We start from the raw sequence: 15,959 nt of genomic DNA, 5'->3' as shown, positions 1-15,959 counted from the left end.
TATGAGCACGTGGATGAGACAGCGATGAGAAGTCTGCCTCAGAGTATTGAAGCAGAACAGTCTGTAATAGGAAGCATGATAATAGACAAAAATTCTATTGGAAAAGCTACTGAAGAACTTGAAGAAGAAGATTTTTATAGAGATGGTCATAAGATAATCTTTAGAGCTATATGTGAGATGTTTAAAAAAGATATAGCAGTAGACCTTTTGACTCTTATAGAATATCTTAAGAACACTAATATGCTTGAAAAAGCAGGTAATATAACTTATATTACAGAATTAAGTGCATCTATTGCTACAACAGCTAATTTAGATGCACATATAAAGATAATTAAGGAAAAATCAGTCCTTAGGAAACTTATAAAAGCGTCTACGAAAATAATAGAAGACAGCTATAACAAGCAAGATACTGTGCAGGGTGTTTTAGATGAAGCTGAAAAGAAAATTTTTGATATTGCAGATAATAAAACTTCAAAAGATTTTGAACCTTTAAGCGATGTTCTTGAAAGAGGTTTTATACAAATTGAAAAATTATTTAATAATAAAGGCCAGATTACAGGAGTTGGTTCTGGTTTTGCAGATTTAGATTCAAAAACATCAGGATTTCAAAAAGGAGATATGGTTCTTATTGCAGCAAGACCTTCTATGGGAAAAACTACATTTGCACTTAACATTGCAGAACATGCTGCGCTTAAAGAAAAAAAGAGTGTAGTTATCTTTTCTCTTGAAATGTCAAAAGAACAGCTTGCGTATAAGCTTTTATGTTCAGAAGCTAATGTAGATATGCTTAAGCTTAGAACTGGTGATCTAGAAGATAAAGACTGGGAGAACATTGCATTAGCAACAGGACCACTTTCTAATGCTCATATTTATATTGATGATACAGCAGGAATGACTATTATGGAAATGCGTTCAAAATGTAGAAGACTTAAGCTAGAATACGGAATAGATCTTATAGTAATTGATTATCTTCAGCTTATGTCAGGAGGAACTCAAACTGATAATAGACAGCAAGAAGTTTCAGAAATTTCAAGATCGGTAAAAGCTTTGGCAAAAGAGATGCAATGTCCGGTAATTGCACTTTCTCAGCTTTCAAGAGCGCCAGAGCAGAGAGCTGATCATAGACCTATGCTTTCAGATTTAAGAGAATCAGGATCAATAGAGCAGGATGCTGATCTTGTTATGTTTTTATATAGAGATGAATATTATAATCCAGATACTGAAGATAAGAATGTAGCTGAGTGCATAATAGCAAAACAAAGAAATGGCCCAGTCGGAAGTGCAAAACTTGCATGGATGGGCCAATTCAGTAAATTTGGTAATTTGGATGTTGTACATAAAGAATAATTAAGCTGCTTTTTCTATTATAAGAGTATTTTTATTAAAACTTTTTTCAAATAATATATGTGATTTTTCAATTTTTGTTAGATAAAAAATCCTTTTTAGAAATATGGTATTTCTGTATTTTTTATCAGTAACTTTAAGGATTAAAAAGTTATTTTTAAAATTCACTTCTAATGAATAGTCATTTATATCTGGGTGTTTAAGCGATATATAATAAAAGCATGGACTTTCATAAACAGAGCACTTTATTTCTAAAATATTTTTTAAAATCGAATCAACGAATGATTCAATAGAAAATAAAGAGTTGTTATAAACTAAAAGAGAATTTTTCATATAACCTCCTCCTTTCATATATATTTTATGGGATAAAACATATCATATGCTATGATTAAAATGGAGACTGTATTAAAAATTTCAAAAAATTAATGGGGGCTAAAAAATGAGTAAAAAAATAGGATTTATTGGCTGTGGAAATATGGGAAGTGCAATGGTTTCAGGGATTATAAAATCTGGAATTATAAAAGAAAATGAAATAATTGTATCAACTAAAAGTGAAGAATCTGCAAAAAGAGTTAGAGAATCACTAAAAATAGAAGCTACATTAGATAATAGAGAAGTAGCAGAAAAATCTGAAATAATTGTATTGGCAGTAAAACCTTATATGTATAAGGATATTATTGAAAACATAAAAGATAAATTAACTAAAGATAAATTAATAATAACAATAGCAGCAGGAATAAGTTTAAAGAATATGGAAGAATTTATTTCAAAAGATGTAATGGTAATAAGAACAATGCCAAATACTCCAGCATCAGTTGAAGAATCAATGTCTGCATTATGTCCAAATAAGAATGTAACAGAAGAAGAATTAAATAAAGCTGTTAAGATTTTTGAAAGTTTTGGAGAATGTGTACAGATTGAAGAAAAAGATTTTCATGCATTTACTGCTTTATGTGGATCATCACCAGCATATGTTTATATGTTTATTGAAGCAATGGCAGATGCAGGAGTAAAGCTTGGAATTCAAAGATCAAAAGCTTACAAGATGGCAGCTCAAGCTGTTCTAGGATCAGCTAAAATGGTTCTTGAGACAGGAAAACATCCTGGAGAACTTAAAGATGCAGTATGTTCACCTGGAGGAACAACAATAGATGCTGTATGCGAACTTGAGAAATTAGGATTTAGAAATGCAGCTATGCAGGCTGTTATTAAATGTGCAGAAAAATCTATGAACATGTGAATAACTTATAAATAAAAAAATATCCACAATGAAGAAAGAAAGTTTTCAACATTGTGGATATTTTTTATTTAATTTTGTGGATAAATTTTAAGCTCTTTAAGCGTTACTATTTTTAGCTGCTTTTTTTACAGCTTCAGCAACTAATTTTTGAACTTTTAAATCAAAAGCTTTTGGAATTATATTATCTTCTGTTAAATCTTTTTCATCTATAGAATTTGCAATTGCATATGCAGCTGCAACCTTTATTTCTTCGTTTATTTCTTTTGCACGTGCATCTAAAGCGCCTCTAAATATTCCTGGAAAAGCAAGAACGTTATTTATCTGATTTGGATAATCAGATCTTCCAGTTCCCATGATTTTAATTCCTGCATCTTTAGCATCTTCTGGGAAGATTTCAGGTGTAGGATTTGCCATTGCAAATATTATACCGTCTTTATTCATTGTTTTTACCATTTCTTTTGAAACAATTTTAGGAGCAGATACTCCAATAAATACATCAGCATTTTTCATTGCATCTTTAAGAAATCCAGTTTCATTATTAGGATTAGTAATTCTTGAAAGTTCTTCCATGTATTTATTATCACTTAAATCTTTATCTCTACTGATTATTCCATTTATGTCACACATTACTATATTTTTTACGCCTGATGATAATAATAATTTACAAATTGCGCTTCCGGCTGAACCAGCACCATTTATAACTACTTTTATATTTGTAAGTTTTTTGTTAACAATTTTTAATGCATTTATTAATCCAGATAAAACTACTACTGCAGTTCCATGTTGATCATCATGAAAAACAGGAATATCCAAAATTTCTTTTAATCTTTTTTCTATTTCAAAACATCTTGGAGCTGCAATATCTTCAAGATTAATTCCTCCAACTGTTGGAGCAATATTAACTATTGTAGAAACTATTTCATCAACGTTTTTTGTGTTAAGAACTATTGGAAAAGCATCTACGTTTCCAAATTCTTTAAAAAGAACACTTTTTCCTTCCATTACTGGCAGTGCAGCAAGTGGACCTATATCTCCTAGTCCTAAAACGGCTGTTCCGTCTGATATTACAGCAACTGTATTCCATTTTCTTGTATATTTATATACGTTTTCAGGATCTTTAGCAATAGCTCTACAAGGTTCAGCAACTCCTGGTGTATAAGCAAGACTTAAGTCTTTTGCGTTTTTAACTTCACATGTTGGCTTTATTTCATATTTACCTTTTTTTTCTTCATGAAACTTTAAAGATTCTTCATAAATATTCATAAACAGCATCCTCCCTTATTCCTAGTAAACGATATTAATATATTAAGTTTAAACATATAAATTAATTATACGAATATTTTTTAAAAAAAGCAAAAAAATATTCGATACATAGTTGACCAAATAATTTTACTTTGCTACTATTTATAAGGAGACTAAAAAATTATTAGTCAATCTTAATTTATAATTATAAATAGGAGCCAAAGGCTTATCTATTTAAGGGAGGCAGAAATATGTCAGCATTTATAGTTTTAGGTGCACAGTGGGGCGATGAAGGAAAAGGAAAGATGACAGATTATTTAGCAGAAGAAGCTAATGTTGTTGTTAGATTTCAAGGAGGAAATAATGCTGGTCACACAGTAGTTGTTGGAGACAAGGAATATAAACTTCACCTTATTCCATCAGGGATACTCTATGATGATAAACTTAATGTTATAGGAAATGGTGTAGTAGTAGATCCTAGCGCTTTATTTGAAGAAATTGAGTATTTAGAGGGTGTAGGGGTTAAGGTTACGCCAGAAAAGTTAATCATAAGTGATAGAGCTCACCTTATTATGCCATATCATAAAATCTTAGATAAATTAAAAGAAATAGCAAGAGGAAAAAATGACATTGGAACTACATGTAAGGGAATAGGACCATGTTATACAGATAAATTCGAAAGATGTGGAATACGAGTATGTGATTTAATGCATGAAGATGTATTTAAAGCAAAATTAAAAGAAAACATAGATATGAAGAATGCTTATATAACAAAAGTTTTAGGCGGGGAAGCATTAGACTATGATACTATTTTAAATGATTATTTAAAATATGCAGAAAAGTTAAGACCTTTTGTTAAAGATACTTCTGTTGAAGTTTACAATTCTATAAAATCAGATAAAAGCGTATTATTTGAAGGAGCACAGGGAATGCTTCTTGATATAGATTATGGTTCATATCCATTCGTAACATCTTCTAATACTGTAGCTGGAGGAGTTGCAAATGGTGTAGGAATAGGACCTAATATGATAGACAGCGCTGTAGGAATAGTTAAAGCATATACTACAAGAGTAGGTAAAGGACCATTCCCAACAGAACTTAATGATGAAACAGGAAACTGGATAAGAGAAAGCGGACACGAATATGGAGTAACTACAGGAAGATCAAGAAGATGTGGATGGCTTGACCTTGTTATAGTAAAGACAGCAGCAAGAGTAAGTGGACTTACTTCACTTGCAGTTACAAAGATAGATACACTTGCAGGTCTTTCTAAGATAAAGATATGTACTGGATATAAGTTCAATGGCAAGATAATTGATTATTTCCCAGCAAGTCTTGAAGATGTTGCAAAGTGCGAACCTATTTATGAAGAATTTGATGGATGGGACGAAAAAGTAGCAGATGCAAGAAGCTTTGATGAACTTCCAGATACAACAAAGAAATATTTAAAGAGAATAAGTGAATTTACAGGAACAAAAGTATCATTAATAGGTGTTGGAGCAGGAAGAGATCAGACAATAAGAGTTGATAACATATAAATATGATAAGAGAAGTCGGGTATTGACTTCTCTTTTTTTATAAAATATAATTTTAATGCAGATAAATAAAAAGAAGGTGAAAATTTATGATAAATAAGGATATGACAATAGGTGAATTAGTAAGAACAGATTCTTCTAAAGTGCCAATATTAATGAATTTTGGTATGGGATGTGTTGGATGTCCATCTGCTCAAGCAGAAACTCTTGAAGAAGCAGCAATGGTTCATGGAATAAATATTGATGATTTAGTTGCAGCTTTAAATAAATAATAATACATTAAGTAAAAGAGAATTTGATATTAATAATCAGATTCTCTTTTTTTATATAATAATTATTTTAAATTATATGCAGATTTTGCTACTATATATCCAGAACTCCAAGCCCATTGAAGATTAAATCCACCACAGTCTCCGTTTACATCCATAATTTCGCCTGAAAACAGCAGATTTTTGCATTTTAGAGACTCAAGAGTATATTTATCTATTTCATTAGTGTTAACGCCTCCAACGGTTACCTGAGCGTTTGTGAAGCCTTTAGTACCTGTGCATATAAAATTCCAGCTTTTAAATTTTTTAATAAGGTCATTAATAAGATTCCAGTCTATCATATCACATGTTTCATGAATATTAGCAATACCTGTATCTTTTAAAATTATTGGAATGAGCTTTTTATTTATTATTCCAATAAGAGATGAGCTTATTTCCCTATAACTAAATACTGAAAAGTGACTCATTAAAAGATCAGTTAATGAATCTAGAGTTTTTTCTGGAAACATATCAATATTTATATATACTTTATGTCCTTTTGAAAGGAACTTTGATACATCTGATGAAAGCTGAAGTATAGGAGGACCTGAAATACCATAGTCAGTAAATAATATTTCTCCGAAACATGTTCTTTTTAGAGTCTTATCTATAAAAAGTGATGCATTTCCATTAAATTTTATTCCAGATAAAGCTCTAAGGTGAGGATAATCAAGTTTAAGCTGTACAATCCCTGGAAGAGGCTCAACTATTGAATGACCTAACATTTTAGCTATTTTAAATCCTGATCCATCTGAGCCTGAATTTGGAGCTGATTTTCCGCCACATGCGAGTATTAATTTATTACAGGTAAATTTTTTATATTCATCGTTAGATGTAACGAGAACAAAATTTTTATTTTTTGATACATCCTTAACCTTACATGATGTATACACGGGTATTTCTCTTTCATCTAAAGCAAGTTTTAAAATATCTACAACAGAGGATGCTTGAAGAGATGAAGGATACATTTTTCCGTCACTAAGTTCAGTAAAAGGAAGTCCTAATGACATAAAGAAATTTTTTGTATCTGAAACTGAAAAATTATCTAAGATTTCTTTATAAAAATTTTTATTTGAACTATGGTAATTAATATATGGACTTTCAATTTTACTATTTGATATGTTACATCTTCCATTTCCTGTGGATAGTATCTTTTTTCCTATTCTATCGTTAGATTCTATTATAGCAACATCCATTCCTAAATCTTTTGCACAAATTGCAGCAGTAAGACCGGATGCACCGCCGCCTAGTATTATTAAGTCGTGAAAAAACATAGTACACCTCCATCAAAATTATATAAATAAATTTTATCACAGTAATAATAAAGTTAAAAGTGAGGAATATTAATAATAAGTATAAAGAACACCACATATAAAGATAAAAATTTATATAATTTAAAACATTTTATTTAGAGTAAAATTATTTTCTATAAATAGATTTATTTGGAACAATTATCAAAAATATAAATATAAATATAAGTATTAATAGAATTTTTAGAAAGAAGTTTTTATTAATTTATATCAATAAAAAATAGAAATTTTTAAAAGTAATATATAATTATAAATGGCTCTATAAGTGGGATAACATCTATTTTTAATAGCGCAGAAAAAGTAGAAAAATAGAAAAATAAAAAAATAAAATAAAAACTTTTTAAAAAATGTGTTGACACAATCGAATATTTTAGGTATTATAGTCTATGTGATTAGCGCTTGACACAATAAATTAAGCGTAACTTAAACAATATGGCTCCTTGGTCAAGTGGTTAAGACACCACCCTTTCACGGTGGTAACATGGGTTCAAGTCCCGTAGGAGTCACCATTTTAATTAAACTTATGGGCGCATAGCTCAGCTGGGAGAGCATCTGCCTTACAAGCAGAGGGTCACAGGTTCGAGCCCTGTTGTGCCCACCATAAGTAAAATTTATAGTATGGCTCAGTAGCTCAGCTGGTTAGAGTGCCGGCCTGTCACGCCGGAGGTCAAGGGTTCGATCCCCTCCTGAGTCGCCAATTTTACTTATAAGCTGGCATGGCTCAACGGTAGAGCAGCTGACTTGTAATCAGCAGGTTGTAGGTTCGATTCCTATTGCCAGCTCCAAATAAATATATGGCTCCTTGGTCAAGTGGTTAAGACACCACCCTTTCACGGTGGTAACATGGGTTCAAGTCCCGTAGGAGTCACCATTTTAATTAAAAACTTATGGGCGCATAGCTCAGCTGGGAGAGCATCTGCCTTACAAGCAGAGGGTCACAGGTTCGAGCCCTGTTGTGCCCACCATAAGTAAAATTTATAGTATGGCTCAGTAGCTCAGCTGGTTAGAGTGCCGGCCTGTCACGCCGGAGGTCAAGGGTTCGATCCCCTCCTGAGTCGCCAATTTTACTTATGAGCTGGCATGGCTCAACGGTAGAGCAGCTGACTTGTAATCAGCAGGTTGTAGGTTCGATTCCTATTGCCAGCTCCAAATAAATATATGGCTCCTTGGTCAAGTGGTTAAGACACCACCCTTTCACGGTGGTAACATGGGTTCAAGTCCCGTAGGAGTCACCATTTTAATTAAAAACTTATGGGCGCATAGCTCAGCTGGGAGAGCATCTGCCTTACAAGCAGAGGGTCACAGGTTCGAGCCCTGTTGTGCCCACCATAAGTATAATATATAATATGGCTCAGTAGCTCAGCTGGTTAGAGTGCCGGCCTGTCACGCCGGAGGTCAAGGGTTCGATCCCCTCCTGAGTCGCCAAAAAATACCGATATTTTATATCGGTATTTTTTTTATTTATAAAAAAAGAGAAAACCTCTTTTTATTATAAATAGCATAATATTTAGTTTATCTATTGTTTAAATTCTTTTTTATTCGTATATCGTCAGAATAAAATTTGCAAAGTTTAAAATCTCCAATAAGTCTTGATGAAATTCTTTCACTATAATTTTTAACAATTTCAGGTAATGTAAGATTTGTAGAAATAAGCATTTTTTTATTTGTTAATATTTTTTTATTTAGGAAAGAAAATAATTCAGAAACTGAAAATTCATTTAAATGTTCCGATCCTAAGTCATCAATTATAAGAAGATCACAATCAAGAAGAAGTTCCTCAATATTATTATCATTATTAAATCTAACATCTCTTAAGTTATCAATTAGTTCTTCAGAAGTTCTGTATACAACAAGATATCCTGCGTTTAAAAGTGTTTCTGCTATGCAGTATGATAAAAATGTTTTTCCGCTTCCTGGATTACCATAGAATAAAAGATTAGTTGTTATATTATTGAAATCGGGTATATATGATTTCATTATATAATCAAGATTATTTTCCATATTTTTTCTTGGAGAATATTTCTCATTTTCATTTCTATGAGTAGAAAAAAGATTAATATCAAAAGTATCAAAATTCTTATCAGATATTATGTTTTGAAGTTCTGAATTCTTATAGTAAAGACGTATTAGTTTTTCTTTATAACATGAACATTTATCTGTGCCAATAAAACCAGTATCTTTGCATTTTGGACAGTCGTAATGATGATTTAGATAGTCAGAATCGTATCCTTTTGAAACTAAAAGTTCACATTTTTTCATTTTTAAATCTGTCATTTTATTTTTATAATTTTCTATAATATTATTTTTATCTTTTGATTTTAAAATATCTATTGCCATATTAAGAGAGAGTTTTGAAATCTTATTTTCTATTTCTATTATTTCAGGATATTTTTTTTTAATTTCATTTCTTCTTTCTTTTTGTTTTTTATCTTCATTATCTCGTATAGTCTGATATATCTTCATTATCTCTGCTTGATAGCCTTTAATCATCTTTATCCCATCCTAACAGTTTTTTCTCTAATTCATCATAATCATATTCTCGTGGTTTAAAATTATTGAATTTCAATTTTGAATTAGTGTTTTTATTTTTTGGCTTTTGTGGTCTTGTATCTTTTAGTGCAATATCTTTTATTGTTTTAAGATTATTTTTATTCCATTTTGAAAGAATTCCATCAATATATTTAAGATCAGCTCTATTTAAACGTTCTGAGCATATATCACATGCTTTGTATATAACATCAAGTGGAAATTTATAAATAAATAGCCATTTTTCAATCATATCTTGCTGTGGCTTCATTATCTGTTTATCATTTAGTCCAAGATAAGCAAGAATTTTTCTTATGCTTACCCATTTGTCTTCATTTCTTTTTATTAGATTTTGAGCTTCTTCAACAGTTGTTATATTCATATCATGCCAGTTTATTGCCACTTTTTCTATATATCTAGGATCACTTTTACCACGTGATATACAGTATTCCATCAGAATATATATTAGCTCTGATGAAAAATTAAATTCTTTCTGCCAGCTTAGATACATAGACATTTCATTTGGAGAAAGAGGTCTTCCAAGAAGGCTTTCAATATCTTTTAACATATCTTTAGTATTTGAATTATCAAGTTCATTTAATAAATCTAGATTTTTATTAGATTTTTCAAAGTCTTCATTAAGATCTAGAAATTCAATACTAAAATTACCTAAGTTATCTATTTTACGAAATTTTATTACAGTTTCATCATTCCAGTAATTAAGAGCATTCATTACATCTGACTCTAAAAGATTGAGTGAAGATGCAAGCATTTGAGTATTTACTCCCGGTTCGCCAAATATAGTATGCTTTAGAAGAAGGAGATATACTTTTACAAACTCTCCACGTGCTTTTACCATATACTTTTCTATAAATATATTACTTACCGGTGTAAAATCAAGAAATCTGTTTTTCAGCATAAGTGTACTCAACAGTTTGTTACCAGCCTTTCATTAAATTTATATCTAAAGGTTATTATATCATAAATAGTATTACTAATATTCTGATTTGGAGTTAAATAATTTATTAACGTCTATAACACCATTTCCTATAATTAAATCAGATATATCAGAAGTTTCATCAGTTGATAACTTTAGTATTGATAAAACATCATTTAAACATACATCATTATATTTTTCGCATATAAGGGAGCATAATCCTGCAGTATAAGAAGCAGCAAGAGCAGTTCCACTAAGAATTCTGTAAGGTTTATCTAATTTTCTAGGATATAATTTTAAACCATTTCTTTCTGATATATATTCAGTATCTGATGAAAGACATATTATATTACTGCATGGCGCAGAAATATCAGGTTTCATATTTTTCCCTAATAAACATCCACGAGAAGAATATTTATATATATCTATTTCTCTATGAGAAGTATCAACGCCTCCTACGGTTATACAATTTTTTAATAGTCCGATTCCTAAATTACCAGGTAAATTTTCAGAATTAGATATAGTTTTAGCAGGAACTATAGGAATTAATCCTTTTGATACTGCAAAGGCAAAAATTTCATCAAAAAGAGAAAGTATAAATGTATTATCAGACATCATTTCACAGGGAAGACATATTACTTTTATATTATTTTCAGATGCAATATTTATTAAGACTTCTATAGAATATAAAATATCTGAAACGTATCCTTTACCATAACAGTCAAATGCTTTTATGCAAAAGAGTTTGGTTTTTTCTGCTATACCATTATATTTATACTCTGATAAGATACCACTTCCTGATATAAGCCCTGCTACGGCGGTACCATGACCATTGTCATCATAAGGGTAGTTTAAATTATTAATAGTATCTAAGAAAAAATTAATTTTATGGGATGGGTACATTAAATCATTATGAGGATATACACCGCTGTCTATTATTCCAACTCCAATTCCATTACCTTTAAGAGTAAATTTGTGAGAAAGATTTACTTTCTTTTTAAATGATGATGAAACTGAAGATAGAATAAAAAATTCATCTAAATGTATTTCTATAATTTCAGGATATTCAGAAATTCTTTTTAATGCTTTAGAAGACATATTTGCACATATAAGATTTATTAGGGGAATGTCACATATAACTTCCCCGTTTAACTTTTTAATTTTTTTAGCTATAGAAGATTCAAATTTCTTATATTTTATAAGCACTCTATATTTTCTATAGTAGCCGTTAGAAATGTAATATTTAAGATTGTTGTCAAATTTATTTTTTATATGAAACATAGTACTCTCTAAATTATATTAGTTCATTATATTATATGAAATTTTTTGATAATGTTAAATATAATTTAGAATTTATATGTTTCTCCAATATCTATAATTTTAATTGAACTATCATGAAAACTTATTAACTGCTCTAATGTTTCATTAAAATTTTCAAGTGATATTTTAAATGTTTTATAATGAATTGGAATCATAATAGGGCAGTCTAGTTTTTTAAACATGTTGTAACTTTGAACTGGACTACAATGCATTGATAAAAATCTTTCTGGCTTGTAACATCCAACTGGCATTAATGCTACATCAGCTGAAATTCCATCAAAGTTATGAGTAAAGGCAGTATCACCTGCAAAGAAAACTTTTTTATTATTTCTTTCTATAAGGTAAGAAATACTTTCGTTATCTATTCCAATATAAAAACGTCTCCCATCATGATTAGCTTTAAAAGCCTTGATTTTTATATACTTGTCCTCATAAGTATCACCAGGATGAAGAAGTACTATTTTTTTAAAACCTAGAAGTCTAATTATTTTTTTATAGCCTTTTGGGATTATTATTACAGCATCTTTATTAAGTTTTGCAAGAGATGTAAAACTCATATGATCCATATGACCATGCGATAAAAGTATATAATCAACTTTTTTATCGTTTATTTTATAAGGAATATCTGTAACACGTTTAAAATAGCCAAGCATTTTACCAAGAACAGGATCTGTAATTATTACTTTGCCAGACATATTAATAAGTGTTGTTGCATGGCCATACCAGTTTATTGAGTTATTTAAAAGTTTATCAGTTTTTGATAACTCATTTTTTACAAAGTATTGATGTATATTGTTTAAAGTAAGATGAAATAAAAAATTTATATTTGATAATATTTTCAAAGTTTTGTAACTCTCCTTTAATTAATGTTTCCATTTAAATATTACAATACCAAGTATCATAATAGCAATACCAATGAATTCATTTAAGGAAAACTTAACTTTATCACTGCCAAATAGACCTAAAGCTTCTATTACAGCGGCTGAAAATATTTGTGCAATTAATATTATGCCGATTCCATATGAAGGTCCCATAAGAGAAATACTTTTCATTACAGTAAATGTAATAACAATACTTAATACACCACCTAGAAGATATAGTTTATTTGAATCCTTTATCATGGAATAATCTCCGTCTCTAAAAAAAAATGATAATATAACCGTAATAAGACAGGCAGATGTTGATACGATAACATTGGTTTCCCAAATACCAATCTTTTCACCAAGTTGTGTATTAAATACACCCTGAATAGTCATTGATAAACCAGATATAATAGCTAGTAAAATTCCAAACATGAAAGTCACCTCGGAAATAGTATTACCAGTATAAAAAAAAATAGTCCTTTTAAAGAACTATTTTTTCAAATGATTTATTTATAAATTCTTGTTCTATCTTATCTTCTGAGAATCCTAATGTAAGTCCAAGACTTAAAAGATCTTCTATAAGAGTTATATAATGATCGAATGATGGTGACGCTAAAAGATCATTTATATCTATATAAAGATTTAAAAACTGATCGCTAAGACAATAGTCATTAGGATATGTAGATGCCGATATGAGATCAGTATAGTTATTATCAAGTCCAAGGGTTAATGCCATAGAAATACACGTTATGTATTTATTAAATACTGAATCAATATCTATAATATTTTTTTTATTTAATAAATAATTGAAACATTTTGTTTCATCTGCAAGTTGACCAAGTTTAATTTCGAATTCAAGATGTTTTCTTGCAGATAATTTATATAGATTTAGTTCAGGACTTATTTTAAAAGTATTATTAAAATTTTTTTGTGCATTAAACATTGACTGAATGTCCATATAAAACCTCCTAAAAAGTTAACTAGTTCTATTTTACAAAATCTGAATTATAAAAGAAAGCCTGGAAAACGAATACAAAAAAAATATTTAAAAAAAAGCGAAGTATTTAAATACTTCGCTTTCTAATAATGGAATATATTAAAAACTTTTTAGCTCATAATTTTTTAGCGAGTATACTTTTTTCACTAAAGGAGTCTTCCAAATTTCAAACTTTTTTATTCTTAATTTCAATATATTGTCTTTATCAAAAAGTTCAGGAAAATTAAGTTTTACTATTTGTTTTTTTAAATCCTTTGGAACATAGTTGCAATTTGCAAGAGAAACATAAAGGTTATTATATCTTTTTACATTTATTCCACTAAGCGAAAGAAAATCTTCAAGTTCATTTGCTATCTTAACTATATATCCTTTATTATCAATTTTTAAATTTATACTTTTTTTAGATTCTGATGCAGATACGGAATTTAAAGCATCAATTCTAAATGATTTATGAGGGCTTATTATTTTTTTTACAATAGAATCTACATGTTCTATGTCATTGTTATCAAAAGATAATATTGGAATAAATGGGCATGGAGAGTTTCTACTTCCTTTAAACTTTCTTGACATGTTTCTTTGAATGGGAAGTATAGTTTCATAAGTCTTTTCATCAAATAGTGCTACGATATAATATTTCATAATAAATCACCAGGGACTGATTAATTAATATAAAATAAATGGTTAAAATATAAATGTTATTTAAAATTTAGAGGCTTTCGCATTAATAAAAATTTATAAGCGATAACCTCTTTAAATATTATAAACAAACTTTTGTAATTTATTGTTTATTTTATACAATATAGTAAATAAATATTCAATAATAACAGTCCCGTTATTATCCTTTCTAATCAAAATAAGACCGAATTTATTTAAATTATAACATAACGTTTAATTCTAGTAAATTTACACCTAAAAAAGTGAGAGTTTATGATAAAAAGTTATTTAAATAACTAAACTTTATGTTATAATAATTAAGATAGAAATTAAAATAAAAATATACTGTGTAAATTATGATACAGTTTTAGATATAATAAATATGTATATTGATGAATAGGGTGGATTCAATGGAAAAATTAGTTATAAAAGGCGGTATAAGACTTAAAGGCTCTGTAAGTATAGATGGAGCTAAAAATGCAGCAGTGGCCATATTACCAGCAGCTATATTAGCTTCAAGCAAAAAATGTGTAATTGATAATATCCCAGATATAGAAGATGTACATTGCTTAGAAAGAATACTTAAAAGTTTAGGGTGTAATGTAGTTAAGATAAATAATAATACTCTAGAAATAGATAGCGCCGAATTGGATAATTGTGAGGCAGTTACAGATGACGTAAGAAGAATGAGGGCTTCATATTATTTTATAGGCGCTCTTTTAGCCAGATTTAAGCATGCGAAAGTAGTACTTCCAGGAGGATGTCCTATAGGAGTAAGACCTATAGATCAACATATAAAAGGTTTTGAAGCATTAGGAGCGGACGTAGTAATAGAACACGGGGCTGTTGTAATTCATGCAGAAAAACTTAAAGGAGCAAATATATTTTTTGATGTAGTATCAGTAGGTGCTACAATTAATGTTATGATAGCAGCAACACTTGCAGAAGGAATGACTGTACTTGAAAATGTTGCAAAAGAACCCCATGTTGTAGATGTAGCAAACTTTTTAAACTCCATGGGTGCAGATATAAAAGGTGCAGGAACTGACATAATAAGGATTCAAGGTGTAAAGAAACTTACAGGATGTTCATATAGTGTTATACCAGATCAGATAGAAGCTGGTACTTTTATGATATCTGCAGTTGCAACACACGGAGATGTTGAAATTAAAAATGTAATTCCAAAGCACTTAGAATCTATTACGGCAAAGCTTTTAGAGATGGGAGCTTCAGTTGAAGAGGGAGATGACTCTATAAGAGTATCTGCTAATAAACCTCTTCAGTCGGTTAATATAAAAACTAGCCCATATCCGGGTTTCCCAACAGACATACAGCAACCAATGTCAGCACTTTTAAGTGTAGTTAAGGGAAGAAGTCTTATAACTGAATCTATATGGGAAAATAGACATAAGCATATAGATGAACTTAAAAAGATGGGTGCTAATATAAAAGTTGAAGGCAGAGTTGCAATAATAGATGGTGTAAAAAAGCTTACAGGAGCAGTAGTAAGAGCGACAGATTTAAGAGCAGGTGCAGCGATGGTTATTGCTGGACTTATAGCTGAAGGAACTACTGAAATTACAAGCATAGAACATATAGATAGAGGATATCATCATATAGAAAGAAAATTTAAGGCACTTGGTGCAGATATAAGCAGAGTTGAATATGAAGAGGAATAAGGTG

Annotated in this window: 15 protein-coding genes and 11 tRNA genes; 16 read left to right on the top strand and 10 right to left on the bottom strand. The window is 29.7% G+C overall.

Annotated features, from left to right (window positions below; genetic code table 11):
• The first annotated feature begins 9 nt into the window (after positions 1-9).
• Entirely contained in the window at positions 10-1,347 is a 1,338-nt protein-coding gene (locus tag MTX53_RS12935; RefSeq protein WP_244834137.1) for a replicative DNA helicase, read from the top strand.
• Here the strand turns inward: MTX53_RS12935 and MTX53_RS12930 are convergent, their stop codons facing one another.
• A complete protein-coding gene (locus MTX53_RS12930) occupies positions 1,348-1,677 on the bottom strand; it encodes a hypothetical protein (protein ID WP_244834136.1) in 330 nt (109 codons plus the stop codon).
• Positions 1,678-1,783: 106 nt separating this feature from the next.
• Here MTX53_RS12930 and proC point away from each other — a divergent pair, with 106 nt between their 5' ends.
• Positions 1,784-2,584, top strand: coding sequence for a pyrroline-5-carboxylate reductase (proC, locus tag MTX53_RS12925; RefSeq protein WP_244834135.1), 801 nt, complete (start codon positions 1,784-1,786; stop codon positions 2,582-2,584).
• Positions 2,585-2,680: 96 nt separating this feature from the next.
• On the opposite strand, the gene MTX53_RS12920 is transcribed toward proC, so the two are convergent.
• Positions 2,681-3,847: a malic enzyme-like NAD(P)-binding protein gene (locus MTX53_RS12920; RefSeq protein WP_244834134.1), complete on the bottom strand. Its 1,167-nt coding sequence runs from the start codon at positions 3,845-3,847 to the stop codon at positions 2,681-2,683.
• Between the two features lie 230 nt (positions 3,848-4,077).
• Here MTX53_RS12920 and MTX53_RS12915 point away from each other — a divergent pair, with 230 nt between their 5' ends.
• Positions 4,078-5,364, top strand: a complete 1,287-nt coding sequence (locus MTX53_RS12915; protein WP_244834133.1) for an adenylosuccinate synthase — start codon at positions 4,078-4,080, stop codon at positions 5,362-5,364.
• 86 nt (positions 5,365-5,450) lie between these two features.
• Entirely contained in the window at positions 5,451-5,633 is a 183-nt protein-coding gene (locus MTX53_RS12910) for a DUF1858 domain-containing protein (protein WP_244834132.1), read from the top strand.
• A gap of 62 nt (positions 5,634-5,695) precedes the next feature.
• Here MTX53_RS12910 and MTX53_RS12905 read toward each other — a convergent pair whose 3' ends face one another.
• On the bottom strand, positions 5,696-6,943 hold the full coding sequence (locus MTX53_RS12905; RefSeq protein ID WP_244834131.1) for an NAD(P)/FAD-dependent oxidoreductase: 1,248 nt from the start codon (positions 6,941-6,943) through the stop codon (positions 5,696-5,698).
• Between the two features lie 470 nt (positions 6,944-7,413).
• Between MTX53_RS12905 and MTX53_RS12900 the strand changes: the two genes are divergently transcribed.
• The 11 genes from MTX53_RS12900 to MTX53_RS12850 all read left to right on the top strand — a co-directional run bounded on the left by MTX53_RS12900 (position 7,414) and on the right by MTX53_RS12850 (position 8,404).
• Positions 7,414-7,488 (top strand) — tRNA-Glu (locus MTX53_RS12900).
• Positions 7,489-7,504: 16 nt separating this feature from the next.
• Positions 7,505-7,580 (top strand) — tRNA-Val (locus MTX53_RS12895).
• A gap of 19 nt (positions 7,581-7,599) precedes the next feature.
• Positions 7,600-7,676 (top strand) — tRNA-Asp (locus MTX53_RS12890).
• Positions 7,677-7,689: 13 nt separating this feature from the next.
• Positions 7,690-7,764, top strand: a tRNA-Thr gene (locus tag MTX53_RS12885).
• Positions 7,765-7,775: 11 nt separating this feature from the next.
• Positions 7,776-7,850 (top strand) — tRNA-Glu (locus MTX53_RS12880).
• An 18-nt stretch (positions 7,851-7,868) separates the two neighbouring features.
• Positions 7,869-7,944: transfer RNA gene (locus MTX53_RS12875), tRNA-Val, on the top strand.
• Positions 7,945-7,963: 19 nt separating this feature from the next.
• Positions 7,964-8,040: transfer RNA gene (locus MTX53_RS12870), tRNA-Asp, on the top strand.
• Between the two features lie 13 nt (positions 8,041-8,053).
• Positions 8,054-8,128, top strand: a tRNA-Thr gene (locus tag MTX53_RS12865).
• 11 nt (positions 8,129-8,139) lie between these two features.
• A tRNA-Glu gene (locus tag MTX53_RS12860) sits at positions 8,140-8,214 on the top strand.
• Positions 8,215-8,232: 18 nt separating this feature from the next.
• Positions 8,233-8,308: transfer RNA gene (locus tag MTX53_RS12855), tRNA-Val, on the top strand.
• Positions 8,309-8,327: 19 nt separating this feature from the next.
• Positions 8,328-8,404, top strand: a tRNA-Asp gene (locus tag MTX53_RS12850).
• Positions 8,405-8,491: 87 nt separating this feature from the next.
• On the opposite strand, the gene MTX53_RS12845 is transcribed toward MTX53_RS12850, so the two are convergent.
• From MTX53_RS12845 to MTX53_RS12815, 7 genes are all read right to left on the bottom strand, one after another.
• Positions 8,492-9,469: an ATP-binding protein gene (locus tag MTX53_RS12845; protein WP_244834130.1), complete on the bottom strand. Its 978-nt coding sequence runs from the start codon at positions 9,467-9,469 to the stop codon at positions 8,492-8,494.
• Positions 9,462-10,424 carry a DnaD domain protein gene (locus MTX53_RS12840; protein WP_244834129.1) on the bottom strand — a complete coding sequence of 321 codons (963 nt, stop codon included), beginning with the start codon at positions 10,422-10,424 and terminating at the stop codon, positions 9,462-9,464. The genes MTX53_RS12845 and MTX53_RS12840 overlap by 8 nt, the downstream gene beginning before the upstream one ends.
• A gap of 75 nt (positions 10,425-10,499) precedes the next feature.
• Positions 10,500-11,723 (bottom strand): S8 family serine peptidase, encoded by a 1,224-nt coding sequence (locus MTX53_RS12835; protein WP_244834128.1) that lies wholly within the window; start codon positions 11,721-11,723, stop codon positions 10,500-10,502.
• A gap of 65 nt (positions 11,724-11,788) precedes the next feature.
• The gene (locus MTX53_RS12830) at positions 11,789-12,604 is read right to left on the bottom strand and encodes an MBL fold metallo-hydrolase (protein WP_244834127.1); all 816 of its coding nucleotides are present in this window, start codon (positions 12,602-12,604) and stop codon (positions 11,789-11,791) included.
• A gap of 21 nt (positions 12,605-12,625) precedes the next feature.
• Positions 12,626-13,057 carry a DMT family transporter gene (locus MTX53_RS12825; RefSeq protein WP_244834126.1) on the bottom strand — a complete coding sequence of 144 codons (432 nt, stop codon included), beginning with the start codon at positions 13,055-13,057 and terminating at the stop codon, positions 12,626-12,628.
• A 49-nt stretch (positions 13,058-13,106) separates the two neighbouring features.
• Positions 13,107-13,583, bottom strand: coding sequence for a dUTP diphosphatase (locus tag MTX53_RS12820; RefSeq protein WP_244834125.1), 477 nt, complete (start codon positions 13,581-13,583; stop codon positions 13,107-13,109).
• A 138-nt stretch (positions 13,584-13,721) separates the two neighbouring features.
• Positions 13,722-14,261, bottom strand: a complete 540-nt coding sequence (locus tag MTX53_RS12815) for a hypothetical protein (RefSeq protein ID WP_244834124.1) — start codon at positions 14,259-14,261, stop codon at positions 13,722-13,724.
• 425 nt (positions 14,262-14,686) lie between these two features.
• On the opposite strand from MTX53_RS12815, the gene MTX53_RS12810 reads away from it, so the two are divergent.
• Positions 14,687-15,955 carry a UDP-N-acetylglucosamine 1-carboxyvinyltransferase gene (locus MTX53_RS12810; protein ID WP_244834123.1) on the top strand — a complete coding sequence of 423 codons (1,269 nt, stop codon included), beginning with the start codon at positions 14,687-14,689 and terminating at the stop codon, positions 15,953-15,955.
• Positions 15,956-15,959 lie beyond the last annotated feature (4 nt).

The organism is Clostridium sp. BJN0001 (assembly GCF_022869825.1).
In the GTDB taxonomy this organism is placed as follows: domain Bacteria; phylum Bacillota; class Clostridia; order Clostridiales; family Clostridiaceae; genus Clostridium.
The sequence above is the reverse complement of the archived record's forward strand: the minus strand, read 5'-3'. Positions and strand labels throughout refer to the sequence as shown.

What these genes read in the sequence shown, in the direction of transcription:
- MTX53_RS12930 (WP_244834136.1), bottom strand. Translation starts at nt 1,677, where the DNA reads ATGAAAAATTCTCTTTTAGTTTATAACAACTCTTTATTTTCTATTGAA.
- MTX53_RS12825 (WP_244834126.1), bottom strand. Translation starts at nt 13,057, where the DNA reads ATGTTTGGAATTTTACTAGCTATTATATCTGGTTTATCAATGACTATT.
- MTX53_RS12820 (WP_244834125.1), bottom strand. Translation starts at nt 13,583, where the DNA reads ATGGACATTCAGTCAATGTTTAATGCACAAAAAAATTTTAATAATACT.
- proC (WP_244834135.1), top strand. Translation starts at nt 1,784, where the DNA reads ATGAGTAAAAAAATAGGATTTATTGGCTGTGGAAATATGGGAAGTGCA.
- MTX53_RS12815 (WP_244834124.1), bottom strand. Translation starts at nt 14,261, where the DNA reads ATGAAATATTATATCGTAGCACTATTTGATGAAAAGACTTATGAAACT.
- MTX53_RS12840 (WP_244834129.1), bottom strand. Translation starts at nt 10,424, where the DNA reads ATGCTGAAAAACAGATTTCTTGATTTTACACCGGTAAGTAATATATTT.
- MTX53_RS12920 (WP_244834134.1), bottom strand. Translation starts at nt 3,847, where the DNA reads ATGAATATTTATGAAGAATCTTTAAAGTTTCATGAAGAAAAAAAAGGT.
- MTX53_RS12835 (WP_244834128.1), bottom strand. Translation starts at nt 11,723, where the DNA reads ATGTTTCATATAAAAAATAAATTTGACAACAATCTTAAATATTACATT.
- MTX53_RS12810 (WP_244834123.1), top strand. Translation starts at nt 14,687, where the DNA reads ATGGAAAAATTAGTTATAAAAGGCGGTATAAGACTTAAAGGCTCTGTA.
- MTX53_RS12910 (WP_244834132.1), top strand. Translation starts at nt 5,451, where the DNA reads ATGATAAATAAGGATATGACAATAGGTGAATTAGTAAGAACAGATTCT.
- MTX53_RS12905 (WP_244834131.1), bottom strand. Translation starts at nt 6,943, where the DNA reads ATGTTTTTTCACGACTTAATAATACTAGGCGGCGGTGCATCCGGTCTT.
- MTX53_RS12915 (WP_244834133.1), top strand. Translation starts at nt 4,078, where the DNA reads ATGTCAGCATTTATAGTTTTAGGTGCACAGTGGGGCGATGAAGGAAAA.
- MTX53_RS12845 (WP_244834130.1), bottom strand. Translation starts at nt 9,469, where the DNA reads ATGATTAAAGGCTATCAAGCAGAGATAATGAAGATATATCAGACTATA.